This is a genomic window from Kumtagia sp., assembly GCF_059502445.1.
Genome location: NZ_JCACER010000083.1, coordinates 1 through 23,898 on the forward strand (window position 1 = coordinate 1; position 23,898 = coordinate 23,898).

Sequence of the window (23,898 nt, forward strand, 5' to 3'; positions counted from 1 at the left end):
CATCGTCAGACCCGAGGCTTTTCGGGTCGTCGGGTAGGCGGGGTATTACTTTTTTCGGCCCGCGAAAACCTTGAAGCGGCTGTGCCCTTCTGCCGAAAGAAAGTAAACTGTCCCCTGAGTTCCTCGAGTTCCAGGCCGGCCATGGCGACGAGCATGGCGAGGATGCGCTTCAGCGCCTCGCGATTCTTCTCGATTGCCGCATCCCAGTCCACCGCCGCCTCCTTTCCAGCACAGGCGGCGGGATTATCGCCCGGGCCGGGAGGGGCGGGGATAAAATGAGGGAAAATCATCCTGACGGATGCTGACAAGGAGCACGCGGCTCAGGGGATCACATATGAGCTAACGCCGTCCCTCGGGGGATTCCGGGAGCAGCGCCAGCGTCGCGTTCCGTCCAACACCCCTCATCCGCCTTCCCTCTCGACAAGCTCGGGGCAGGCACCTTCTCCCAAAGGGGAGAAGAGGGAGCACTGCATTACCGCCTCTGCAAATCGCCTGCGTTGAAGAAATGCGAAGGAGTTGCCGCGAAACTCCTCGCTTTTCGCCCGTGGGAGAAGGTGCCTGACCCCGAGCTTGTCGAGGGGGAAGGCGGATGAGGGTGTCTCGTCGTTGCAAGAGTATCCTCAAGCGATCGGCGGCGGCGAGCTCGGTTGCAATATCCGGCATCGCCGTGCCGGCATGCCGAGCTCAGCCAGCTGGTCGTCGCTCAGCTCCATCAGCCCGCGCCGGGTGAGCCGCTTTCGCGGCAGGCCGTTCCACCAGCGCAATGCGGCGTCGAGGTACCGGATGAGCCTTGGATGCGTCGGCATGTTCGATCGCCTCGAGGTCACTGCTTTCCCGCCCATTCCCTAGCGTCCAAGACGGAGGCGGGAGATCAGTCGAAAAAGGGACGGATTCCCTCGCGATAGGCGTCGGCGCGCGACAGGCCGATGTCCTTGAGCTGGTCGTCGTTCAGTTCCAGGAGCATCAGCCGGCTGCGCCGCCGCTCCAGCATATGCGAAGTCCTGTCCGAGACGGCGTCGAGAAGGCGGGCCGCGGCGGCGCCGATCCGCGGGAAGAAACCGCGAGGCTGGCCCGGATGGATCGAACGGCTCTGAGCCAATGTCTCTATTGCACCCATTTTCCTGTCCTCTCACACATAATGTCATCGTCTATGGGTACAATCTTGTGAATTGACCCCATTGCAATTGCAAGCTATGAAATTGTCATCATGACAAATTGGCTTCCCGATCTGTCCGAGGGCTCCGGCCCGCTCTATCTTCGCCTCGCCGACCAGATCGAGCGCGACATCAGCGACGGCAGGCTGCCGACGGGCGAAAAATTGCCGCCCCAGCGCAACCTCGCCTTTGACATCGGCGTCACCATCGGCACGGTGACACGCGCCTATGCGGTGGCGCGCGAGCGCGGCCTGGTCAGCGGCGAGGTCGGACGCGGAACCTATGTGCTGGGCAGTGGCGATACGCCCGAGCCGCAGCCCCAGGCCGCAGCTCCCGCCGCCACCTGGAGCCGCGCCGTCCCGGCGCCGGCGGGCAAGCTGCGCATGGACACGACGTCGGCGCCCGATCTCGGCCAGAGCGCCGCCATCCGCGAGATCACCGAGCGCATTATTCGCGACCATCCGGACGAGGTGGTCGATTACACCCGGCGCTGGCCCGAGGAGTGGCGCACCGCCGGCAGCGCGTGGCTCGCCTCCGGCGACTGGCGGCCGGAGCCGCAGACGATCGTGCCGACTTCCGGCTGCCATGCCGCCATCCTGGCGGTGATCGCCGCCACCACCGCGCCGGGCGACAGGGTCGCCTTCGAGCAGATCACCTATTCGTCGATCTCGCGCAGCGCCAGCCTGATCGGCCGGCGCACGGTCGCCTTCGGCAATGACGAGCACGGCCCGGATCCCGACGATTTCGAGCGGCTGTGCGCCCAGCAGCATCCGAAACTGGTCTTCCTGATGTCGGCGCTGCAGAACCCAACGCTGTCGATCATGGCGCCGGAGCGGCAGCGCGCCATCGTCGAGATCGCCAGAAAATACAATGTCTGGATCATCGAGGACGCGGTCTACAGCACGCTGCTGGAGACCGGCTATTCGACGCTTGCGGAGATCGCGCCGGAGCGCACCTTCCACATAGGCGGCCTGTCCAAGGCGGTGTCGGCAGGCGTGCGCGGCGGCTGGGTCGCCTGCCCCGCGCATTTCGCGCCGCGCGTGCAGACCGCGCACAAGATGGTGACGGGCGGCCTGCCCTTCCTGCTCGCCTCTCTGTCGGCCGAGCTGGTCAATGGCGGCGAGGCGGCAAAGACCCGCGGCAAGGTGCGGCGCGAGCTGGCCGCGCGCGAGGAGCTGGCGCGCAAGATCTTCGCCGGCCACGACTTCCGCTCGCACAAGAACGCGCCTTACCTGTGGATGAAGCTGCCCGAGCCATGGATGTCCGGCACCTTCAAGCAGGTGGCGGCCAACGAAGGCGTGCTCGTCGACGACGAGGACGAATACAAGGCCGGCCGCAGCGAGCGTGTCTTCCACCGCGTCCGCATCAGCTTCTCCATGCCGCCCACCCGCGAAGACGTCGCCGCCGGCTTCGCCACGCTCAGGCGGCTGATGGACCATGGCGGCGCCGGCTACGACAGTTACGGCTGATCGCGCAAAAACCGGCGCTTCACGCGAATTTATCCCCAGCGGGCGGTGTATCGCGGCGCCGGCTTGCGCTATGGAGCGCGGCAAGCCCCACGGAGTCCATGGCAGCACGATGACCATCCGCAACGACGTCGCCATCACCGACGAGATGGTGAAGGCGCACGGGCTGAAGCCCGACGAGTACCGGCGCATCCTCGACCTGATCGGCCGCGAGCCGAGCTTCACCGAGCTCGGCATCTTCTCGGCGATGTGGAACGAGCACTGCTCGTACAAGAGCTCGAAGAAATGGCTGCGCACGCTGCCGACCAAGGGCGAGCGGGTGATCCAGGGGCCGGGCGAGAATGCCGGCGTGGTCGACATCGGCGACGGCCAGGCGGTCGTCTTCAAGATGGAGAGCCACAACCACCCGTCCTACATCGAACCCTACCAGGGCGCGGCAACCGGCGTCGGCGGCATCTTGCGCGACGTCTTCACCATGGGCGCGCGGCCGATCGCGGCGATGAACGCGCTGCGCTTCGGCGAGCCCGACCATCCGAAGACGCGCCACCTGGTGGCCGGCGTGGTCTCCGGCGTCGGCGGCTACGGCAACGCCTTCGGCGTGCCGACGGTCGGCGGCGAGGTCAATTTCGATCGCTCCTACAACGGCAACTGCCTGGTCAACGCCTTCGCCGCCGGCCTGGCGCGCACCGACGGCATCTTCCTGTCGGAGGCCAAGGGCGTCGGCCTGCCCGTCGTCTATCTCGGCGCCAAGACCGGGCGCGACGGTGTCGGCGGCGCCACCATGGCGTCGGCGGAGTTCGACGATACGATCGAGGAAAAACGCCCGACCGTGCAGGTCGGCGATCCTTTTACGGAAAAATGCCTGCTGGAGGCCTGCCTCGAGCTGATGGCGTCGGGCGCCGTCATCGCCATCCAGGACATGGGCGCCGCCGGCCTCACCTGCTCGGCAGTGGAGATGGGCGCCAAGGGCGACCTCGGCATCGAGCTCGACCTCGATCATGTGCCGGTGCGCGAGGAGCGCATGAGCGCGTATGAGATGATGCTGTCGGAGAGCCAGGAGCGCATGCTCATGGTGCTGAAGCCGGAAAAGGAGGCGGAGGCGGCGGCGATCTTCGAGAAGTGGGGGCTGGACTTCGCCATCGTCGGCAAGACCACCGACGATCTGCGCTTCCGCATCCTGCACCAGGGCGAGGAGGTCGCCAATCTGCCGATCAAGGAACTCGGCGACCAGGCGCCGGAATACGACCGGCCGTGGACGGAGCCGAAAGTGCCCGCGCCGCTCGCGACAGACGATATCCCGCAGGCCGACGTGGCCGACGCGCTCATCAAGATGCTGGGCGGCCCGGACCTCTCCAGCCGGCGCTGGGTATGGGAGCAGTACGACACGCTGATTCTGGCCAACACGCTGCAGATCCCCGGCGGCGACGCCGGCGTGGTGCGCATCGACGGCCACCCGACCAAGGCGCTCGCCTTCTCCTCGGACGTCACGCCGCGCTACTGCGAGGCGGACCCGTTCGAGGGCGGCAAGCAGGCGGTGGCGGAGTGCTGGCGCAATCTCACGGCGACCGGCGCCGAGCCGCTGGCTGCCACCGACAATCTCAACTTCGGCAATCCGGAGCGGCCGGAGATCATGGGTCAGCTGGTGAAGGCCATCGAAGGCATCGGCGAAGCCTGCCGGGCGCTCGGCTTCCCGATCGTGTCGGGCAATGTCTCGCTCTACAACGAGACCAACGGCCAGGGCATCCTGCCCACGCCCACCATCGGCGGCGTCGGCCTGATCGGCGACTGGTCGAAGATGGCGCGCATCGGCTTCGCCGCCGCCGACGAAGCGATCGTGCTGGTCGGCGCGCCGGCCATTTGGGGCACGCATCTCGGCCAGTCGATCTATTTGCGCGACATTTTCGGCCGCAGCGACGGCCCCCCGCCGCCGGTCGACCTCGCGCATGAGAAGAAAGTGGGCGATCTGGTACGAAAACTGATCGCAGACGGCGTCGCCACCGCCGTGCACGACGTCTCCGACGGCGGGCTGGCCGTGGCGCTGGCCGAGATGGCAATGGCCGGCGGCATCGGCGCCAATGTCAGCCAGCTCAAGGGCGTCTCGCCGGTTCCCGTCTTCTTCGGCGAGGACCAGGGCCGCTACGTCGTCACCATGCGGCGCGACAGGATCGACTGGTTCCTGAACGAGTTCCTCGAGGATACCGGCGTGTTCGCGCCGTGGATCGGCGTCACCGGCGGGCAGGAGCTGAAGCTCGGCGATGCCCGGGCGATAGCGCTCGCCGAGCTGAAGGCGGCGCACGAAGGCTGGTTCCCGAATTTCATGGCCGGCGACCTGCCGCAGGAAAACTGAAGGGACCGCTCCGGCGGACGGGTATTGCTTCTTCGGCGATCGACGGTCGGCCGATTGACCTCCCCGGCCCCGGAGGCCATATCTGGGTCAAGCAGACCAAACGGGGAGCTTCGCCGATGGCGATGGACGCGCACGACATCGAACGCCTGATCAAGGAAGGCATTCCGGATGCCCGGGTGACGATCCGCGACCTTGCCGGCGACGGGGACCACTATGCGGCGGAAGTCGTGGCGGAAAGCTTTCGCGGGAAAAGCCGCGTCCAGCAGCACCAGATGGTCTACGAGGCGCTGAAGGGCAATATGGGCGGCGTGCTGCACGCGCTGGCGCTGCAGACCAGCGCGCCGGATTGACCTGCTTCGGCGCGATTCGTTTCAACCGGCTTCGGCAGCGCCGCTGCGTTTCGTGATGGCAACAGGCATGCACAAGCATGCCGCAGCGCACCGCGGCCGAGAAGACCACCTTCTCGGCCTTGTTCATGAAGTCCGCGATCCAGCCTTGCTCGGACGGCCATCGGGCGCGGCATGGATGACGACCTCGCCCGATGGCCCGATTCGCGCCGACGGGAAGTCGCGGCAATTCAGCGGGATGTGACGAAGCGCTCCAGCTTGCCCAGGGTTTGCAGTCCCAGTTCCACGGCACCAAAACCCTTGGCCTCCTGGAACTCGGCAGCCGTGGTGAAGACCATGCCCAGCGTGACCTTGGTCGCCCCGTCCTGATCCTCGAACGAGGCCCAGGCGTCGGCATGTTTCGGCCCGTTCTCGCCCCATAGCAGCGCATAGCCGAACCCCACTTCGGGCCTGACCTCGCCATAGCGATGGTGATTGGGATAGACGGTGCCGTCGGGCCCGATCATGTCGAAAACCCATTCGCCGCCCGACCGCAGGTCGATCCTCTTCGTCCGGCAGGAAAACCCGTCCGGCCCCCACCATTGCGGCAGCGCTTCGGGGTTCATCCACGCGCCCCAGACGACGGATCGCGGCGCCCGGATGACCCGTTGCAGAACCATTGTCCGCTCGGCCGCGCCCTGGAGATTATCCAGCCCCGCGCCAAAACCCTGTCGGTAGCCAGCCTGCATATCCTTGGCCAGCGAGGAAAGCTGCACTGTCACGACCAGCCGGCTGCGCTCGTCCGAGCCTGAGAAATCAGCCGTCACCAGCGCCGCCGACTGCGGCACACCACCGGAGGAGACCACCTCGTAGTTGACGCTACGCATCGCCGGTTGCAGCTCAAGCCAGCCGCATTCACATCGGATGTCCGGCTGACCCTCGACCTTGCAGAGCGAGACTTCGCGTCCGCCAACCCTGGTGTCAGCCTCCAAGAACTCCACGGTGACGGAGGGGGTGGGCGCGGCCCAGACCGCCCGGGCGGCGGGTGCCGTCCAGGCCTGCCACAGCACCGACAACGGCGCGGCCACGTCCCGCTCGAAGGTCAGGGTCGCAAAACGGTTCCTTCCACCATCGGATCCTTCAGGGGTCGTGCTGCCCCGCTGCAAGTGCGATGTCATTTCGCGCGCTCCTTCATCACGTTCATCACAAAGGCGTCCAGCCGGTCGAGCCGAGCTTCCCAGATGGCCCGCTGTTCATCGAGCCATGTCCGCGCCGGCTCCAAGGCCTCGGGGACGATGGCGCAGGTGCGTATGCGCCCGTCCTTGGAGGTTGCGATCAGCCCGGCCTCCTCCAACACGGAAAGGTGCCGCATCACCGTGGGCAGACGCAGTCCCGTGGGTCCAGCCAGCTCCGTCACCCGCGCCGGCCTTTCGGCGAGCCGCGTCAGGATCGATCGGCGGGTCGGATCGGCCAAAGCGTGGAAGAGCAGCGAGAGGTCAGGATCATGCTTAGCCATAATGCTAACTATCGCCCATTCCGCGGCGACGCAAGGAAAACTTCGCCAACTTGCTAAGTTTTATCGTTCGAGAGGTTCGGCCCGGCAGGCCCGCTCCCGGCTTCTCCCCTGCGGTAAGGAGCGTTCCCTAAACAATGGCATGGACCGGAAGGCACTCGGAGAAGGGAACACGCCGCTGCGCCGACGACCTGCCGAGCGCGATGCGGATAATCGTAGCCGCTGCTATTGTTTCGCGAACACGGCGATGATCGGCCCGACCGGATGCTTTCCGCCGAGCAGCGTTCTCCTCCCGTTGGAGAACGCCGAAATGTCGCCGTCGAGGAACAGCGCGTTCGGGCAGGCGAGCGTGTCACGGAACAGCCGGGCAAAGCTGCCGAGGCTGACTTGCGAAAGCGAGATCGCCAGCACGACGCTGCCGGATTCGGTGACGCCGACGCCGTTGCGGGTGTAGCGCGACGTGCCGTCCGGCAGGAAGCGCGGATGGATTTGTCCGTCGATCACCAGCATCGGCCCGGACTGTGTGGCGAAGCGCACCGCCGGGCGCCCGGCCCGGAATTTTTCCGTCTCCATCACGGCCGCCGCACCGTCGTCGCGGATGACGAAGATGCCGTTCGGCTTGAGGAAGAAATTGCCCTCCCCGTCCGCGGTCTCGACCGGCGTGACCTCGCGGCCGTCTTCGACCAGCAGGCCGACCGGACCGAGGCCCTCGTGATACATGCCGGCGTTCATGGCCAGCGCCACGGGCCTGCCGCGCGCCGCCATCGCCTGATCGAAAGCATCCAGCGACCCGTAAGCCCCGCCGTCCGGCCCCGCATGGAAGACGCCGATATCGGCCTGGCCGGGGTCGACCGTGCAGACGACGTAGGCGGCCTGCTCGAACGTCGTTTCCCGACACATCGCCGGCAACTCGGCGGCGTCGAAAGGCGCCGGACGCTTGTCCCCGCCGGACAACCACAAGCCGGCGGCGGCGGCAATCGCAAGAACGATCAGGACAATCGAGACAATCGCTGCGCGGCTCACCCTGCCTCATCGCGGTACGAACGAACTGCCGGGCCAGGTCCGGCGGCGGCATCGTGCTGGCTGGACCAGCCGGAAAAGGATCGGATGCCTTGTTTCGGGTGGCCTTAGGGTTTATTTGAATGGCATGTTTCGGGCCTGACTCCCACAGGCAAGGCAAGGGATTTTTCGGATGAGCGGCATCGGCGAATACATCGACAGCGAAGTGAAGAGCAAAGACGTGGTGCTGTTCATGAAGGGCACGCCGGGTTTCCCGCAGTGCGGCTTCTCCGGCCAGGTGGTGCAGATCCTCGATTATCTGGGCGTCGACTACAAGGGCGTCAACGTGCTCACCTCCAACGAGTTGCGCCAGGGCATCAAGGAATATTCGAACTGGCCGACCATCCCGCAGCTCTATGTGAAGGGCGAGTTCGTCGGCGGCTGCGACATCATCCGCGAGATGTTCCAGGCGGGCGAGCTGCAAGGATATTTCGAGGAAAAAGGCGTCAGCGTCAGCAGCGCGGCCTGACGCGCGGCCCGGCGGACTGGCCGGGCTCAAAACAAAAGCCAGACAAAGGATGCGCCGGCCTGCCGGCGCATTTCGTTTGGCGCATTGGAGCGGAGTGCGGTCGGAGTGAACGGGCATTCCGCTCCGTGTGTTCTGTCTACCGCATGACCTTCGTCCGAAAAGTCCGCACTTTTCGGGATCATGCTCTACGGCGGGTCGCGTGAAAGAGGATTCATGCGACGCGCTGCTCTTGATTTTGCGCATGTCTTTATCCCGAAACCGCTACGCGCTTTCGGGATACATGCTTTAGCCGGAGCCGTCCGATGGACCAGCAATCGCCCGCCAGCAAGGCACTCGCCTTCCCCCTCGCCCGCTGGGAGTTCATCGCGCTCTGCGCGGCGCTGATGGCGCTCAACGCGCTCGCCATCGACATCATGCTGCCCGGCCTGCAGGAGATCGGCGCCAGCCTCGGCGTCGAGACCGAGAACCACCGGCAATATGTGATCACGGCCTATTTCGCCGGCATGGCGGCCGCGCTGCTGCCCTATGGCCCGGCTTCGGACCGGTTCGGGCGACGGCTGCCGCTGCTGTTCGGCCTCACGGTCTACCTGATCGCCGCCTTCGCCGCCGCGTTCGCGCCGAATTTCGAGACGCTGCTGGCGCTGCGCTTCATCCAGGGCGTCGGCGCCGCCTCGACCCGCGTGATCGCCGTGTCGATGGTGCGCGACCGCTTCGGCGGACGGCAGATGGCCGAGACCATGTCGCTGATCTTCATGGTCTTCATGATCATCCCGGTGATCGCGCCGGGCATCGGCCAGGTGATGATGCTGTTCGCCAACTGGCACTTCATCTTCGTCTGCATGGGCCTGATCGCGCTGGCGATCACGCTGTGGGCGGCGCTGCGCCTGCCGGAGACGCAGCACCCCGAGGACCGGCGGCCCTTCACGCTGGGGGCGATCAGCCAGGCCTTCGGCATCGTGCTGACGACGCGCGTGTCGCTCTGGTACACGCTCGCCTCCACCACCGTGTTCGGCGCGCTGTTCGGCTTCATCAACTCCGCCCAGCAGGTCTATGTCGGCATCTACGGCCTCGGCGTGTGGTTCCCCGTGGTCTTCGCGCTGGTCGCCGGGCTGATGGCGGTGTCGTCCTTCCTGAACTCGCGCCTGGTGATGCGGCTCGGCATGCGCCGGCTGTCGCACGCGGCGCTGATCGGCTTCTTCCTGGTCAGCCTGACCTGGTTCGTCTGGTCGCTGCTCGGCCCGGTGCCGCTCGTCCCGTTCGTCATCCTGTTCGCCGCCGCCATGTTCCAGTTCGGCTGGATCGGTTCGAACTTCAACGCGCTGGCGATGGAGCCGCTCGGCCACATCGCCGGCTCGGCCTCGTCGGTGCAGGGTTTCGTGCAGACGCTGGGCGGCGGCCTCATCGGCGCCTTCATCGGCCAGTCCTTCGACGGCACCACCACCCCGCTCGCCGCCGGCTTCTGCGGCGTCGCGGCGCTCGGGCTCGTCATGGTGCTGATCGCCGAGCGCGGAAAACTGTTCCGCGCCCAGCACGATCCGAAGCCGGCGGTGTAGGGCCGGCGGGTGCGCCGAGGCTCGCCCGCCGACGGTCAGCGCGCCCAGAGCGTGGCGCGGATCTCATCCCAGCTCGCCTTGTCGGGCACCACCAGAATGCCGCCGTCCATGCGCGACGGCACGTAGGGCTCGCCGTCGAGCCGCGCCGAATAGCCGCCGGCCTCGGCATGGATCAGCATGCCCGGCAGGTGATCCCACGGTGTCAGCTTCATGTAGAGCACGAAATGCGCGCCGCCGGTCGCCAGCAGGCGGTATTCGTGGGCGGCGCAGCGGAAGTTGAAATGCGAGCGGAACTTGGCGTGATTGCGCGTCAGCATCGAGCGCTCCGGCTCCTGCACATAGGTCCAGGAGATCCCCCCGCTCATCGCCGATACCGGCGCCGCGGCCGCCGCGCGGACCGGCTCCAGCCGGCCGTCGCCGTGGCGGACATGCGCGCCGGCGCCGCGCGCCGCCAGGATGAAATCCTTGCCGACCGGGTCGTAGATGATGCCGGCGATCGTCTCGCCCTTGCTCACCACCGCCAGCATGACGCCGAACAGCGTCAGCCCCGACGCGAAATTCAGCGTGCCGTCGATCGGGTCGATGACGAAGGCGAGGTCCGCCTCGTCCAGGCCGGCGAGCACGGCGGGATCGGCGGCATAGGCTTCCTCGCCCACCACCAGCGCGCCGGGAAACCGCTGCCTGAGCCGCGCGGTGATGTAGCGCTCAGCGCTGATGTCCGCCTCGGTGACGAGGTCGATGGCCGAGGTCTTCTGGCGAATGTCGTCCGCCGAAAGACGGCGCCAGCGCGGCATGATTTCGGCAGCGGCGGCCTCGGCCAGGAGCGCGGTCAGCCAATCGACCGAAGTGTCGTCAAAACGCATGGGAAAATCTCGCTGTTATCGGGAAAGGGCGGAGAAGTCGAAGAGGCCGCGGTCGAGCAGGTGCGAGGGCCGCACATTGGCGAGCGCCCGGATCATCGTGTCCTTGCGGCCCGGCATCTTTCGTTCGATGTCGTCGAGCATCGCCTTCATGGCGTTGCGCTGCAGGCCGTCCTGGCTGCCGCAGAGATCGCAAGGGATGATCGGGAAAGCCATGGCGTCGGCGAAGTGGGCGAGATCGGCTTCCGCGCAGAAGGCGAGCGGCCGCAGCACCATCACGTCGCCCTCGTCGTTGATGAGCTTCGGCGGCATCGCCGCCAGCCGCCCGCCATGGAAGAGGTTCATGAAGAAGGTCTCGAGCACGTCCTCGCGGTGATGGCCGAGCACCAGCGACGAGCAGCCCTCCTCGCGCGCGATGCGGTAGAGATGGCCGCGCCGCAGCCGCGAGCACAGCGAGCAGTAGGTGGCGCCCTCGGCGATCTTGTCGGTGACGATGGAATAGGTGTCGCGGTATTCGATGCGGTGCGGGATGTCGTAGCGGTTCAAAAAATCCGCCAGGATGTGTTTTGGAAAATCCGGCTGCCCCTGGTCGAGGTTGCAGGCGAGCAGGTCCACGGGCAGCAGGCCGCGCCATTTGAGGTCGAGCAGGACCGCGAGCAGCCCGTAGGAATCCTTGCCGCCCGACAGCGCCACCAGCCAGCGCTCGCCCGGCCGCACCATGGCGAAACTGTCGATCGCCTCGCGCACCTGCCGCAGCAGCCGCTTGCGCAGCTTGTTGAACTCGACGGAGGACGGCACGTCGCGGAACAGCGGATGGCAGCCCCCACTGCTTTCTTCGACCTGTTGCGGAATGACGGCGACGTTCATGGCGCTGACGAGCCTCTTCAATGCGGCCCTCTCTATCCGGCCTGCCCACCGCAAACAACTGCGGGAAGAGCAGGCCGGCGCAAAAGATGCGCGGGACCGATCGACGGCAACGGCTCGGCCGGGCACGAGGCCCGCTCCGGACGGCGCAGGCCGACGCCGGAAACGACGAAGGCCGCCCGGAGGCGGCCTTCTGAAGAATCTCGTTCGCGGACGACTATCAGCGCGAGTAGAACTCGACCACCAGGTTCGGTTCCATCTGCACGGCGAACGGGACGTCGGCCAGGCCGGGAACGCGCGCGAAGGTGGCGGTCATCTTGTTGTGGTCGGCCTCGATGTAGTCCGGCACGTCGCGCTCGGCGAGCTGCACCGATTCCAGCACCAGGACGAGCTGCTTCGACTTCTCACGCACCTCGATGACGTCGCCCGGCTTGCAGCGGTAGGAGCCGATGTTGACGCGCTTGCCGTTGACGTTGACGTGGCCGTGGTTGACGAACTGGCGCGCCGCGAAGATCGTCGGCACGAACTTGGAGCGGTAGACGACCGCGTCGAGGCGCGACTCCAGCAGGCCGATCAGGTTCTCGGAGGTGTCGCCACGGCGGCGGTTGGCCTCCTCGTAGGTCTTGCGGAACTGCTTTTCCGAGACGTCGCCATAATGGCCCTTGAGCTTCTGCTTGGCGCGCAGCTGCAGGCCGAAGTCGGACAGCTTGCCCTTGCGGCGCTGGCCGTGCTGGCCGGGACCGTATTCACGCTTGTTGACCGGGGACTTCGGACGACCCCAGATGTTTTCGCCGAGACGGCGGTCGATCTTGTACTTCGCGGATTCGCGCTTGCTCATCGCATTCCCTTTCAAAACGATACGCCCGCAGCCTCACGCTCCGAGCGAAGGAAACGCGCCCTCCTCTGGCCCCCTTTTTCGGGACCTGACAGGGTCTCCCACGCACGCTTTGCGGAAAGACCCACGGGACACGTCAAACAAAAGACCGCGCATTGCTGCGCGGTTCGGTGGGCTACTACGGCATCCGACCCGGTCTGTCAACAAAATCGCGGTTTCACCACAATCCGAAGCCGAAACCGGCGAGATAGACACCGATCAGGATCGAAACCAGCCCGCCGCCGACATACCAGGACGGCTTGTTGAAGGTATCCAGCATGCCCTCGACCGCCTCGTCCGGCAGCAGCAGATAGCACAGCGCCTCGATCACCGCGACCCAGCCGAGCAGCGAAATGATCGCCGCCGGCAAGGGCGACCAGGCGGTATGGCCGACGATCAGGAACAGCCCGCCGAGCAGCTCGATGAAGGACATGACGGCCCGAAGCAGCCGCTCGCGCACGAATGCGCCGAAGACCGGAACGAAATAGCGCCGCCTGAGCATGATCGACGCGCCCATGGCGATCAGCGCGATGCCGAAGACTTTCGAAAGATAGATCGTCAGTTCCATGGCATGCTCCCGATGCTCCCTGCCGGGCGCTGGCCAAGCAACGCCGGCAGGCGCTTCGTCCTGGACGCAATCGCTTCCAAAACTCAACCGTACCGCGAATGTTCCCGGCGGTTGCAGTCATCTCGCATCGGAAGGCCCCACGCCGTTCCCGTGACCGCTCACGCTCCGGTATCGAACGCCGAGCGCGCCACCCGCATCGCGTCGCGGTTGCGCGCCGCCCATACGCCCAGCGCATCGATCGGCACGGCGATCGAATGACCGAGCTCGGTCAGCGCATATTCGACCTCCGGCGGGGTGGTCGGCCGCACGGTGCGGCTCACCAGGCCGTCGCGCTCGAGCGAGCGCAGCGTCACCGTCAGCATGCGCTGCGAAATGCCTTCGATGGCGCGCTTGAGCGCATTGAAGCGCATCGGCCCGGGCTGGAGGTTGAAGATGACGAGAATGCTCCAGGTGTCGCCGACACGGTCGAGCACCTCGCGGATCGGGCAGCCGCCGCGCTCGTCCTGGGCGAAGCCGGGGCTGGCCTGCAGAAGCGGCGCCGCCGCCGTCGTTCCGGTTCTGGCATTCATCGCAGTTCCCTCGCGGTAACCTCGGCACGGATTCATGCGTTCTTACGCGGCAGACCGCAATCCCTTATCTGGTTACCGGTGATAACCTGATTACACAAGATGCTCGGCCATCCGAGAGGCCGGCCGGGCGATGAAAGGATCTGTCATGAAGATTGCCCTCATCGGCGCCTCCGGTTTCGTCGGCGGCGCGCTGCTCAAGGAGGCGGTCCGCCGCGGCCATTCCGTCACCGCGCTGGTGCGCAACCCCGACAAGGTGGAGAAGGCGGCCGGCGTGACCGCGGCCAAGGCCGACGTCTTCGACGCCGCCGCGCTTGCCGATGCGCTCGCCGGTCACGACGTCGTCGTCTCCGCCTTCAACGGCGGCTGGGGCGACCCCGACATCTACGACAAGCACCGCAAGGGCTCGGCGGCGATCGCGGCGGCGGCGAAGACGGCCGGCCTGCGGCTGATCGCAGTCGGCGGCGCCGGCAGCCTCCATGCACCCGACGGCAGCCAGTTCGTCGATTCGCCGGAATTCCCCGCCGAATGGAAGCAGGGCGCGCTGGCGGCTCGCGATTCCCTGAACGACCTGAAAAAGGACAGCGGCCTCGACTGGACCTTCGTGTCGCCGCCCTTCCAGCTCGCGCCGGGCGAGCGCACCGGCAAATACCGGGTCGGCGGCGACAATCCGGTGTTCGACGACAAGGGCCAGAGCGCGACTTCGGTAGAGGATCTCGCGGTCGCCATTCTCGACGAGGCGGAAAAGCCGGCACATCGGCGCCAGCGCTTCACCGTGGCTTATTAGGGCATCGCCTCCCCTTGGTACCGCGACCCAATGGCGGGATGAGGTCGGAATGCCCGGCCTTCTTCATCGGTAGAAGGGATCGTGAAACATCCGGACGAAGATAGCGAGCCAGCCGGCGGTCCGAACGGCTACCGCTATCGCGAAGCGCCCTCGTTCGATGGACGAGGCGCTTCTCCGTCGTCCTCAGTCCTTGGACTTCTTCTTCTCGGGCAGGCCCTTGCGCTTGGTTTCGGCAAAATCCTCGAGCTGCTTTTCGCTCATCGATTCGTACATTCCCTTCGATGCGCCCTTGAGCTCGCTCTTCCTGGTATCGCCGCGCTTGGCCGACAAGGCGGCGCCGGCGGCCTTCTGCTGGGCTTTCGATTTGGCGGGCATGGCAATGCTCCTTGCGTCGTTGCTGCTGCGACAACGCGGGGTCACGCAAGGGGTTCCGCATGCCTCGAACAACGCAATACAGCACCCAACATGTTGTAATCATTGTATTTACAGCGCTTCTAAACTGCGGTTTTTCTTGACAAGAGACATCACCTTTCTATCCTTGAAAGAAGTCCGCGACCGCGGACGGTCCTACGAGGATGACCCACATGCCCGCTTGCCGCAGCCTTGTCCCGCTCGCCGCGGTGGCGTTTGCAGCGCTCGGTGCTCACGTTGCACCGGCCCTGGCCGAGCAGTCGTTCACGCTGACGATCAAGGAGCACCGCTTCACGCCGGCGACGCTGACGGTGCCGGCCGGCGAAAAATTCGCGCTGGTCGTGATCAATTCCGACGCGACGGCGGAAGAGTTCGAGAGCAACGATTTCCATGTCGAGAAGGTGATCGGCGGCGGCAAGCGGATGACCTTCCATGTCGGCCCGCTGGCCGCCGGCGAATACGGCTTCTTCGGCGAGCGGCACATGGATTCGGCGCTCGGCAGGCTGTTCGCGGAGTAGGACGGTGCTTTCCACCTTCGTGATCGTCTTTCGCGAGACGCTGGAGGCGGCGCTGATCGTCGCCATCGTGCTGGCGGCCAGCAAGGGCATTGCCGCGCGCGGCGGCTGGGTGGCGGCGGGCGTGGCCTCCGGGCTCGCCGGCGCAGGCCTGGTCGCGCTCTTCGCCGACGGCCTGGCAAACCTGTTCGAGGGCAACGGCACGGAAATCCTCAATGCCGTGGTGCTGCTGCTCGCCGTCGCCATGCTGGCCTGGCACCAGATCTGGATGAGCGGCCACGCGCGGGAACTGGTCGATACGAGCCGAACCGTCGGCCGGGCGGTGAAGGAAGGCGCGAAGCCGCTTTCGGCACTGGCCGCCATCTGCGCCGTCGCTGTACTGCGCGAGGGTTCGGAAACGGTGCTGTTCCTCTACGGCCTCGCCGTCGACGGCGAGATGACGGTCGCCTCCATGCTGCAGGGCGGGTTGCTGGGCGTCGCCGCAGCCGCGATCGTCGGCGCGCTGTTCTATGCCGGGCTGCTCAGCGTGCCGCTGAAACACATCTTCCGCGTCACCGGCATCATCATCGTCCTGCTCGCCGCCGGGCTCGCCGCGCAGGCGGCGGCGTTCCTGGTGCAGGCGGGCTGGCTGCCGGCGCTCGGCTACGACATCTGGAACACGTCGAAGATCCTGCCGCAGACAGATGCCCTCGGCTTCCTGCTGCACATCCTCGTCGGCTATGTCGCCCGGCCGGAGGGCATCCAGATCGTGTTCTACCTGGCGACGGTCGCGGCAATCGTCGGCGCCTCGGTGGCAGTCAGGCGAGCCGGAGAGCGGCCTAGGGCTGCGTGAGGCTGAGCCCAAACCCCTGTATGAGCCGGCGGATGGCGAAATCCGCCTTGCCCGAGGTGAAGACGGCGATGTCGCGCAGGTCGGCGGCGCGGTCACCGGCCGGAGCTTCTCCCCTGCCGTCGAGCAGCGACAGCGTGCGTCGCGCGATCGCCTCGGCGGGGTCCAGCCAGTCGACCGGCCATGGTGCCATCTTGCGCATGCGGTTGACCAGGAAGGGATAATGGGTGCAGGCGAGCACGACGATGTCGGTGCGTTTGCCGTCGCGCTCGACGAAGCAGGGCGCGATCTCGGCGCTCACCTCCTCCTCGTCGACGAAGCCGTCGCGCATGTAGATCTCGGCGAGCCGGGCGAGTTTTGTGCTGCCGACCAGCCTGACATGGCATTTCTGCGCCCATTGGGCGATCAGGTCGCGCGTGTATTGCCGCTTGACCGTGCCGGGCGTTGCCAGCACCGAGACCAGACCGGAACGGGTGCGCTCGGCCGCCGGCTTGATCGCCGGAACCGTGCCGACGAAGGGCGTGCCGGGATAGGCGGCGCGCAGGCTGGCCAGCGACAGGGTCGAGGCGGTGTTGCAGGGAATGACGGCGATCTCGGGCCGGTAGCGGTCGAGCAGCGTGCCGAACAAGTCGACGATGCGCCGGTCCAGCGCCTCCTCCTCCCAGTCGCCGTAGGGAAAGGCGGCGTCGTCGGCGACATAGACGAAGCGTCGGTCGGGCATCAGCACGCGCGCCTCGCGCAGCACGGTCAGCCCGCCTATGCCCGAATCGAACATCAGCACCGGGCGTTCAGCCATCCTTCTCCCCCTTCGCCTGATCCGGCGCGCCGGGCTGGTGGGCCAGCCGGTCGGCCGCCGCCTTGCGCTCGGGATAGCCGGCGCCGCGCGGCTCCCTCGGCGAAAAATAGTCGAGCGAGGCGACGATGCCGCGCAAAACCTTGATCTCGCCGCTGGAAAAGGCCGGCCGGGTGAGCACGGCGCGCAGCTTGTCGACCATCTTGGGCTTTTTCGAGGGCGGGCGGAAATAGCCGCGGCTCTCCAGCGCCTCCTCCAGGTGGCCGAACAGGCTAAAAAGCTCGGCCTTCGGCGCCGGCACCATTTCCGGCCCTGAAAAAGGCGTGTCGGTCTCGTGCTCCAACCCGGCCTTGCGCCATTCATAGGCCATCAGCAGCGCCGCCTGCGCGACGTTGAGCGAGGCATAAGCGGGATCGACCGGGAAGGTCACGATCTCGTCGGCCAGGCTGATCTCGTCATTGTCGAGGCCGAATCTTTCCCGCCCGAACAGAATGCCGGTGCGCGCGCCCGACGCCTCCTTTTCCCGCAGCATGCGCGCCGCTTCGACCGGACCGGCCACCCGCTTGAAACCGTCGCGTTCGCGCGCCGTGGTGGCGAAGACGAAGGAGAGGTCGGCAGTGGCGGCGCGAAGATCATCGAACACGACGGCCGCCTCGACCACATGGTTGGCGCGGCTGGCGGCGGCGGTGGCCTTGTCGTTCGGCCAGCCGTCGCGGGGTGCCACCAGCCTGAGCTCCGACAGGCCGAAATTCGCCATGGCACGCGCCACCATGCCGATGTTCTCGCCCATCTGCGGGGCGACGAGGACGATCACGGGGCCGCTGGCCGGCGACTGCCTGGATGGTTCTGCCATGGTGTCGTCACCACTCCTTTCACCGCCCTCCTCGCATATCCGCCCGAAAACTCAAGCCGCCTGTGCCGGCCGATGTCCGGGAAGCGGAAGAAGCCGGCGGACAGTGCCCACGAAGCGGCGCTCGCGGCGCGGTAGACCGTTTGCGCACCCCTGCCCGCTTTGCTATAGGCGCCATACTTCCGATCGCGACCCCGCGGGACCGTCGTCCCTTTCCCAACACGAGGCTTTTCATGGCGAAGATCAAGGTGGCAAACCCCGTCGTCGAGCTCGACGGCGACGAGATGACCCGCATCATCTGGCAGTTCATCAAGGACAAGCTGATCCACCCCTATCTCGACCTCAAGCTTGATTATTACGACCTCGGCGTCGAGCATCGCGACGCCACCAACGACCAGGTGACCGTCGACGCAGCCAACGCCATCAAGAAGCACGGCGTCGGCGTCAAATGCGCCACCATCACGCCCGACGAGACGCGCGTCGAGGAGTTCAAGCTGAAGAAGATGTGGAAGAGCCCCAACGGCACCATCCGCAACATCCTCGGCGGCGTCATCTTCCGCGAGCCTATCATCATGAAGAACGTGCCGCGGCTGGTGCCGGGCTGGACCAAGCCGATCATCGTCGGCCGCCACGCCTTCGGCGACCAGTACAAGGCCACCGACTTCCTCTTCCCGGGCAAGGGCAAGCTGTCGATAAAATTCGTCGGCGAGGATGGAAAAGTGATCGAGCACGACGTGTTCGACGCGCCGTCCTCCGGCGTGGCGATGGCCATGTACAACCTCGACGAATCGATCCGCGAATTCGCGCGCGCCTCCCTCAACTACGGCCTGCTGCGCGGCTATCCGGTCTACCTGTCGACCAAGAACACGATCCTGAAGGCCTATGACGGCCGCTTCAAGGACATCTTCCAGGAGGTCTACGAGCAGGAGTTCGAGGCCGCCTTCAAGGAAAAGAAGATCTGGTACGAGCACCGGCTGATCGACGACATGGTCGCCTCCAGCCTGAAATGGTCGGGCGGCTATGTCTGGGCCTGCAAGAACTATGACGGCGACGTGCAGTCCGACACGGTGGCGCAGGGTTTCGGCTCGCTTGGCTTGATGACCTCGGTGCTGATGACGCCGGACGGCAGGACCGTGGAAGCCGAGGCCGCGCACGGCACCGTGACCCGCCACTACCGCCAGCACCAGAAGGGCGAGGAGACCTCGACCAACTCGATCGCCTCGATCTTCGCCTGGACCCGCGGCCTGGCGCACCGCGCACAGCTCGACGACAATGCCGAGCTGAAGCGCTTCGCCGACACGCTGGAAAAGGTCTGCGTGCAGACCGTCGAGAGCGGCTACATGACCAAGGACCTGTCGCTGCTGATCGGCCCCGACCAGCCGTGGCTCTCCACCACGGGCTTCCTCGACAAGATCGACGAGAATCTGCAGAAGGCGATGGGGTGACGAGCCCATCGGCGCTGTTGCCTTCGTCGCGCCGCCGGCGCGGCGAAGGTCAGACGGCGCCCGGACGGTACAACACGGCAAGCATCGGGTTCCGCGGGCCATGAGCGAGCCAACCCTCTACGGCGCCGACTACAGCGTCTACGTGCGCATCGTGCGGCTGGCGCTCGCCGAAAAGCAGGTCGACTACGAGCTTGTGCCGGTGGACGTGTTCGCCACGGGCGGGCCGCCGGAATGGTACGGGCGGCACCAGCCCTTCGGGCGCATCCCGGCGTTCGAGCATGGCGGCTTCGCGCTTTACGAAACCAGCGCGATCAGCCGCTATGTCGACGAGGCTTTTGCCGGCCCGGCGCTGCAGCCGGCTGATGCCAAGCTCCGGGCCACGATGAACCAGGTCGTCGGCATCGTCGATGCCTACGCCTACCGCACGCTGGTCTGGAACATCTATGTCGAGACGGTGTCCAAGCCGGCGCAGGGCGCGCGGACCGACGAAGCGCTGGTCGCCAGCGCGCTGCCGGTCGCCCTCACCTGCCTGGCCGAGCTGGCGCGGCTGAAGCGCGACGGCGACTGGTTTCTGGGCGACACGCTTTCTCTCGCCGACCTGCATCTCGCGCCGGTGTTCGGCTATTTCACCAAAGCGGCGGCGGCGCAGGCGCTGCTTGCCGGCCATCCGGCGCTCACCGCGTGGTGGGAGCGCATGCGGCAGCGCCCTAGCTATCGCGGGACCGAGCCGACGAGCTGACCGGTGAGGCGCTCCGATACGGCGAGTGCTGAACTCTGGCCGTAGCGCTGTCGCCGAGCGTTGGCGTGCCGCCGCCCCCTCTCCGTCTCGCCCTGCGGGCGCCACCGCTCCCCCACTTCGTGGTGGCGAGGAACCCGGACTGGAGAAGCGCCGGCAGGAACCAATTTCACACCGCGGCGACGTGCTTCGCGACCTCGATCTTCTCCGGCAAAACCTTGCGCTCGCTCAGCCAGTCGGCGGCGCTCTGGAATTTTTCCAGGAACGCCTCGTCGGTCACCGAATAGGCGGTGTATTTCCGCTTCAGCGTAATGAAATGGTCGCGGACCGCCTGCGGATAGTTCAGGCCCTTGTAGGCGATCTCCTCGGCCTCGACATTGTTGGCGCTCGCCCATTCGGCCTCGGCGACGATGGCGGCGTTGAAGGCGCGCACGAGGTCGGGATTGTCGGCGACGAAGTCGCGGCGGGTCGGATAGGTGTTGAAGTCGATCTGGAACGGCAGGTCGCGCTCTTCGAGAAACACGTCCTGCGCATCGTATTCGACGCGCGCGATGTCGACGCCGGGGCTCCACATCGACCAGGCGTCGACCTTGCCCGCCGCCAGCGCCGGCGCGGCGTCAGGCGGGTTGAGGTAGACGAAGCTGACCTGCGAGCGGTCGATATTGTGCTTCTCCAGCGCGGCGACCACCAGGAACTCGCCGAGGCCCGAGCGATTGACCGCCACCGACTTGCCGACGAGATCCTCGACGGTGGCGATGCCGGAGCTCTTCCTGGCGATGATTGCAGTGGTGCGCGGCTCGTAGATGAAGAACTGGGTGAAGACGAGAGGCGATCCGGCCAGGATGGCGGCCAGCGCCGGCGTCGTGCTGCCGCCGAAGGCGTAGTCGGCGGTGCCGCCGGTGACCGCCTGCATGGTCGGCGCGTGGTTGGGGAACGGGCCTACCCACTCGACCTTGATGCCCTCGCCGGCGAGGCGCTTCTCGAGCTCGCCACGCTCCCTGGCGATGTAGGTCAGGCCGAAATAGCCCCAGGTCAGCCGCAGCGTGTCGGTCTTGCGACCGGAGACGCGGGCTGGGGCACCCCCGGCCAGGCCGAGTGCGCCGAGCCCGGCAAGCGACGTGGCGAGGAAAGAGCGGCGGGACGGCTTGAGAAGGGAAGCGGACATCAAAATGTTTCCTTGATTGACGTGGCAGCTAGGCGGCTTCGCGCTCGGACCCGACGCCGAGCGCGCGCAGCAGATCGGCGCGCAGCGCCGACGCGTCCTTTTCGGCGGAGGGCCGGTGCTCGTCCGCGATCACGCCCTTGCGCATGACCAGAATGCGGTCGGCGAGCCTGATCGCCTCGTCGACATCGTGCGTGACCAGCAGCGCACCGGGGTGGTGGCGGGCGACCAGGTCCTTGACGAGCCCGTGCATGCGGATGCGGGTCAGGGCGTCGAGCGCCGCGAAGGGCTCGTCGAGCAGCAGCAGCTTCGGCTCCTGCACCAGCGCCCGCGCCAGCGCCACGCGCTGCGCCTGGCCGCCCGACAGGTTGCGCGGCCAGTCGTCCAGCCGGTCGCCGAGGCCGACCTCGCCGAGGGCTGCGGCGGCCCGTTCCCGCGCATCGGCGGCGCGCAGGCCGAGCGTAACGTTGCGCCACAGCGTGTCCCACGGCAGCAGCCTGTGCTCCTGGAACACAACGGCCGGGCGCCCGGGAACCTCGACGCTGCCGCCCTGGATCGGGTCGAGGCCGGCCAGAGCGCGCAGCAGCGTGGTCTTGCCGCAGCCGCTTTCGCCCAGCAGCGCCACGAACTCACCCTCGCCGATGCGCAGGTTCAGGCGGTCGATGACGATCCTGTCGCCATAGGCGCGACGCAGGTTGGAGACGACGACGGCACTCTTGTGGAATGCGGAAGGCTGCCGGCTCATGGCCTGGCTCCGTAGTTGGGATGCCACTTGAGCAGGCGCCGCTCGAGCAGCCTGGCAAGGCTGTCGGCGCCGACCCCGATCAGCGCGTAGATGACGATCGCCAGCACGATGATGTCGGTGCGCAGGAATTCGCGGGCGTCCATGGCGAGAAAGCCGAGCCCGGCCTGCGCCCCGATCGTCTCGGCCACGACCAATGCCAGCCAGGCCGTCGCCAGCGAGAAGCGCACGCCGGTCAGGATGGACGGCATGGCGCCGGGCAGGATGATGCGGCGGATGAGTTCCCAGGTGCCCAGGCCCTGGACCCGGCCGAGTTCGATCAGCTTCGGATCGACCTGGCGGATGCCGAGCGTGGTGTTGATGTAGATCGGAAAGGCGACGCCGAGCGCGACCAAGAATATCTTCTGCGCTTCGCCCACGCCGAACCAGACGATGACCAGCGGCAGCAGCGCCAGGAACGGAATGGCGCGGACCATCTGCACGGTGCGGTCGACGACGGCTTCGGCGAGCCGCGACAGGCCCACCAGTATGCCGAGCGCGAAGCCGATGCCGCCGCCGATGGCGAAGCCGATCGCCGCCCGCAGCAGGCTGACCGACAGGTCGTGCAGCAGCGTGCCCGACACGGTGAGATTGTAGGCGGTCGCGAGCACCTTGCTCGGTGCCGGCATGACATGCGGCTCGATCGAGCCGGAGTGCGCCAGCACCTCCCACAGCACCAGCAGAGCCGCGGGCACCAGCCACGAGATCAGCAGCAGCGCATTCTTGCCGAGCCTGATCCGGGCCGACGGAACAGGCGCATAGCTTGTGCCCTCGGCGACGATCTGCAGGGTCGAACTCATCGCATATCCTTTCTCGTCCGGCAGCGGCACAGCCGCTCCCCGCCGCTATGCATCGGACAGAGCACGAGCGGCCGAACCCGCTTCCAGGGCGCGCACGCGCGGAAAAATCTCGTCGGCGAAGCGCCGCATCTCGGCGCGCAGCGGCTGGAACTGCAGCATGAACAGCTCGATCCCGGCACGATGGAAAGCGACGATGCGCTCGCTCACCTGCTCGTAGGAGCCGACCAGCCCGGCCGCGGTTCCGCCATTGGTGCCGAGCCGCGCCGATTTCGCCATGGTCTGGAACATGGCGGCCTTGGGATCGGCGTTGCTTCCCTGCAGCGCCTGCACGTCGCCCGCCGCGGCGGCCAGCGCCAGCAGGCGCCCTTCTTCCTGCCGCGCCTCGTCTTCGGTTTGACGGGCGATGACGAAGGCCGACAGGCCGAAGCGCAGCGGTGCGCCGGCACGCGGGCGGCGGCGCAGATCGGCGACCAGCCCGGTGACGTCGGCAAGCGGCTGGCCGTTGATGAACCAGACGTCGCCCTGCTCGGCGACGAGCGCCCGCGCCGGCTCGGACTCCCCGCCGATATAGATTGCCGGCCGCTGCCGATGAAGATCCTTCGGCGTCAGCCTGTAGTCGCTGATGGCAAAATGCTCCCCTCGGTGCGAGACGCTTTCGCCCGACACGAGCCGAGACACGACGGAGAGCCATTCCCGCCCATAACCATAGCGCCCGTCATGCTCGCCGAAGGCGATGCCGGCCTTCTCGAATTCGGACTTGTTCCAGGCATTGACGAGGTTGATGCCGAAACGGCCGCCGCTGATGTTCTCGATCTGCAGGGCCATCTTGGCCAGGAACACCGGGTGGAGGATGTAGGGTTTGATCGCCGCGATGATCTCGATGCGGCTGGTGAGCGCCGCCAGGGCCGCCGCTGCCGCCCAGGCCTCGAGCTGATCGTGGTCGGGAAGATGCGGATTGACCGTATGCTGGGCGATGAGGGTCGAATCGAAGCCCAGTTTCTCGGCTTCGAGCACTACGGCCTTGTTGTGCTCCCACGAGGCGTCGAACGGCTCCCGCGGGTCCCGCAGCGCCGCGCGCGGGCCGTGAACCGGTGCCCATACGCCGAAGCGGATACGCCTGCCGGTCATGCCGCATACCGGGCGGGGCGCCGATGCGAACCCTCGCGCGAG

The 23,898-nt window shown here is 66.6% G+C and carries 28 protein-coding genes; 10 read left to right on the forward strand and 18 right to left on the reverse strand.

The features are described from left to right. Positions 1-5: 5 nt before the first annotated feature. From AC5JDC_RS21905 to AC5JDC_RS21915, 3 genes are all read right to left on the reverse strand, one after another. Positions 6-212 carry a hypothetical protein gene (locus AC5JDC_RS21905; RefSeq protein WP_495844558.1) on the reverse strand — a complete coding sequence of 69 codons (207 nt, stop codon included), beginning with the start codon at positions 210-212 and terminating at the stop codon, positions 6-8. Between the two features lie 408 nt (positions 213-620). Next, positions 621-806 (reverse strand): hypothetical protein, encoded by a 186-nt coding sequence (locus AC5JDC_RS21910; protein WP_495844560.1) that lies wholly within the window; start codon positions 804-806, stop codon positions 621-623. A gap of 65 nt (positions 807-871) precedes the next feature. Further along, positions 872-1,117, reverse strand: coding sequence for a DUF1127 domain-containing protein (locus tag AC5JDC_RS21915; RefSeq protein WP_495844562.1), 246 nt, complete (start codon positions 1,115-1,117; stop codon positions 872-874). A 90-nt stretch (positions 1,118-1,207) separates the two neighbouring features. Here AC5JDC_RS21915 and AC5JDC_RS21920 point away from each other — a divergent pair, with 90 nt between their 5' ends. The 3 genes from AC5JDC_RS21920 to AC5JDC_RS21930 all read left to right on the forward strand — a co-directional run bounded on the left by AC5JDC_RS21920 (position 1,208) and on the right by AC5JDC_RS21930 (position 5,317). Beyond that, entirely contained in the window at positions 1,208-2,623 is a 1,416-nt protein-coding gene (locus AC5JDC_RS21920; RefSeq protein ID WP_495844564.1) for an aminotransferase-like domain-containing protein, read from the forward strand. A 109-nt stretch (positions 2,624-2,732) separates the two neighbouring features. After that, complete coding sequence (gene purL, locus AC5JDC_RS21925; protein ID WP_495844566.1) at positions 2,733-4,967, forward strand: phosphoribosylformylglycinamidine synthase subunit PurL; 2,235 nt, start codon at positions 2,733-2,735, stop codon at positions 4,965-4,967. Between the two features lie 116 nt (positions 4,968-5,083). Continuing rightward, positions 5,084-5,317 carry a BolA/IbaG family iron-sulfur metabolism protein gene (locus AC5JDC_RS21930; RefSeq protein WP_106770163.1) on the forward strand — a complete coding sequence of 78 codons (234 nt, stop codon included), beginning with the start codon at positions 5,084-5,086 and terminating at the stop codon, positions 5,315-5,317. Positions 5,318-5,544: 227 nt separating this feature from the next. Here AC5JDC_RS21930 and AC5JDC_RS21935 read toward each other — a convergent pair whose 3' ends face one another. The 3 genes from AC5JDC_RS21935 to AC5JDC_RS21945 form a co-directional block, all read right to left on the reverse strand. Continuing rightward, positions 5,545-6,471, reverse strand: coding sequence for an SRPBCC family protein (locus AC5JDC_RS21935; protein WP_495844569.1), 927 nt, complete (start codon positions 6,469-6,471; stop codon positions 5,545-5,547). Further along, on the reverse strand, positions 6,468-6,809 hold the full coding sequence (locus AC5JDC_RS21940; RefSeq protein WP_495844571.1) for an ArsR/SmtB family transcription factor: 342 nt from the start codon (positions 6,807-6,809) through the stop codon (positions 6,468-6,470). Before AC5JDC_RS21940 ends, AC5JDC_RS21935 begins: the two co-directional genes overlap by 4 nt. 222 nt (positions 6,810-7,031) lie before the next feature. After that, positions 7,032-7,829 (reverse strand): phosphodiester glycosidase family protein, encoded by a 798-nt coding sequence (locus tag AC5JDC_RS21945; RefSeq protein ID WP_495844572.1) that lies wholly within the window; start codon positions 7,827-7,829, stop codon positions 7,032-7,034. A gap of 169 nt (positions 7,830-7,998) precedes the next feature. Between AC5JDC_RS21945 and grxD the strand changes: the two genes are divergently transcribed. Further along, positions 7,999-8,334: a Grx4 family monothiol glutaredoxin gene (grxD, locus tag AC5JDC_RS21950; RefSeq protein WP_106770166.1), complete on the forward strand. Its 336-nt coding sequence runs from the start codon at positions 7,999-8,001 to the stop codon at positions 8,332-8,334. Between the two features lie 302 nt (positions 8,335-8,636). Then, positions 8,637-9,887, forward strand: coding sequence for a multidrug effflux MFS transporter (locus AC5JDC_RS21955; RefSeq protein ID WP_495844576.1), 1,251 nt, complete (start codon positions 8,637-8,639; stop codon positions 9,885-9,887). A gap of 35 nt (positions 9,888-9,922) precedes the next feature. Here AC5JDC_RS21955 and AC5JDC_RS21960 read toward each other — a convergent pair whose 3' ends face one another. The 5 genes from AC5JDC_RS21960 to AC5JDC_RS21980 form a co-directional block, all read right to left on the reverse strand. After that, a complete protein-coding gene (locus AC5JDC_RS21960; RefSeq protein ID WP_495844578.1) occupies positions 9,923-10,750 on the reverse strand; it encodes an inositol monophosphatase family protein in 828 nt (275 codons plus the stop codon). Positions 10,751-10,765: 15 nt separating this feature from the next. Beyond that, entirely contained in the window at positions 10,766-11,614 is an 849-nt protein-coding gene (ttcA, locus tag AC5JDC_RS21965) for a tRNA 2-thiocytidine(32) synthetase TtcA (protein WP_495845048.1), read from the reverse strand. Between the two features lie 217 nt (positions 11,615-11,831). Further along, entirely contained in the window at positions 11,832-12,449 is a 618-nt protein-coding gene (rpsD, locus tag AC5JDC_RS21970) for a 30S ribosomal protein S4 (protein ID WP_106770170.1), read from the reverse strand. Between the two features lie 214 nt (positions 12,450-12,663). Then, positions 12,664-13,053: a hypothetical protein gene (locus AC5JDC_RS21975; protein ID WP_106770171.1), complete on the reverse strand. Its 390-nt coding sequence runs from the start codon at positions 13,051-13,053 to the stop codon at positions 12,664-12,666. Between the two features lie 158 nt (positions 13,054-13,211). After that, positions 13,212-13,622, reverse strand: a complete 411-nt coding sequence (locus AC5JDC_RS21980; protein ID WP_495844581.1) for a winged helix-turn-helix transcriptional regulator — start codon at positions 13,620-13,622, stop codon at positions 13,212-13,214. Positions 13,623-13,767: 145 nt separating this feature from the next. Here AC5JDC_RS21980 and AC5JDC_RS21985 point away from each other — a divergent pair, with 145 nt between their 5' ends. Beyond that, positions 13,768-14,406, forward strand: a complete 639-nt coding sequence (locus AC5JDC_RS21985) for an NAD(P)-dependent oxidoreductase (RefSeq protein ID WP_495844583.1) — start codon at positions 13,768-13,770, stop codon at positions 14,404-14,406. A gap of 183 nt (positions 14,407-14,589) precedes the next feature. Here AC5JDC_RS21985 and AC5JDC_RS21990 read toward each other — a convergent pair whose 3' ends face one another. Beyond that, entirely contained in the window at positions 14,590-14,781 is a 192-nt protein-coding gene (locus AC5JDC_RS21990; protein ID WP_106770174.1) for a DUF3008 family protein, read from the reverse strand. Positions 14,782-14,990: 209 nt separating this feature from the next. Between AC5JDC_RS21990 and AC5JDC_RS21995 the strand changes: the two genes are divergently transcribed. Further along, positions 14,991-15,335, forward strand: a complete 345-nt coding sequence (locus AC5JDC_RS21995; RefSeq protein WP_495844585.1) for a cupredoxin domain-containing protein — start codon at positions 14,991-14,993, stop codon at positions 15,333-15,335. Between the two features lie 4 nt (positions 15,336-15,339). Beyond that, positions 15,340-16,164 carry an FTR1 family iron permease gene (locus AC5JDC_RS22000; RefSeq protein ID WP_495844587.1) on the forward strand — a complete coding sequence of 275 codons (825 nt, stop codon included), beginning with the start codon at positions 15,340-15,342 and terminating at the stop codon, positions 16,162-16,164. Here AC5JDC_RS22000 and murI read toward each other — a convergent pair. Together murI and AC5JDC_RS22010 are read right to left on the reverse strand one after the other, a co-directional pair. Then, positions 16,151-16,957, reverse strand: coding sequence for a glutamate racemase (murI, locus tag AC5JDC_RS22005; RefSeq protein WP_106770177.1), 807 nt, complete (start codon positions 16,955-16,957; stop codon positions 16,151-16,153). The two genes, AC5JDC_RS22000 and murI, sit on opposite strands and share 14 nt — an antisense overlap. Beyond that, entirely contained in the window at positions 16,950-17,807 is an 858-nt protein-coding gene (locus tag AC5JDC_RS22010; RefSeq protein ID WP_495844589.1) for an RNA methyltransferase, read from the reverse strand. Before AC5JDC_RS22010 ends, murI begins: the two co-directional genes overlap by 8 nt. Before the next feature lie 230 nt (positions 17,808-18,037). Between AC5JDC_RS22010 and AC5JDC_RS22015 the strand changes: the two genes are divergently transcribed. Next, complete coding sequence (locus AC5JDC_RS22015; protein ID WP_495844591.1) at positions 18,038-19,249, forward strand: NADP-dependent isocitrate dehydrogenase; 1,212 nt, start codon at positions 18,038-18,040, stop codon at positions 19,247-19,249. 100 nt (positions 19,250-19,349) lie between these two features. Continuing rightward, positions 19,350-19,988 carry a glutathione S-transferase family protein gene (locus tag AC5JDC_RS22020; protein ID WP_495844593.1) on the forward strand — a complete coding sequence of 213 codons (639 nt, stop codon included), beginning with the start codon at positions 19,350-19,352 and terminating at the stop codon, positions 19,986-19,988. A 166-nt stretch (positions 19,989-20,154) separates the two neighbouring features. On the opposite strand, the gene AC5JDC_RS22025 is transcribed toward AC5JDC_RS22020, so the two are convergent. From AC5JDC_RS22025 to AC5JDC_RS22040, 4 genes are read right to left on the reverse strand one after another with little or no spacing between them, the layout of a single operon-like run. Next, positions 20,155-21,150: an NrtA/SsuA/CpmA family ABC transporter substrate-binding protein gene (locus AC5JDC_RS22025; RefSeq protein ID WP_495844595.1), complete on the reverse strand. Its 996-nt coding sequence runs from the start codon at positions 21,148-21,150 to the stop codon at positions 20,155-20,157. Positions 21,151-21,178: 28 nt separating this feature from the next. Continuing rightward, a complete protein-coding gene (locus AC5JDC_RS22030) occupies positions 21,179-21,892 on the reverse strand; it encodes an ABC transporter ATP-binding protein (RefSeq protein ID WP_495844596.1) in 714 nt (237 codons plus the stop codon). After that, positions 21,889-22,728, reverse strand: a complete 840-nt coding sequence (locus AC5JDC_RS22035) for an ABC transporter permease subunit (RefSeq protein ID WP_495844599.1) — start codon at positions 22,726-22,728, stop codon at positions 21,889-21,891. Before AC5JDC_RS22035 ends, AC5JDC_RS22030 begins: the two co-directional genes overlap by 4 nt. A 45-nt stretch (positions 22,729-22,773) precedes the next feature. Further along, complete coding sequence (locus tag AC5JDC_RS22040; RefSeq protein WP_495844601.1) at positions 22,774-23,856, reverse strand: LLM class flavin-dependent oxidoreductase; 1,083 nt, start codon at positions 23,854-23,856, stop codon at positions 22,774-22,776. Positions 23,857-23,898: the final 42 nt, after the last annotated feature.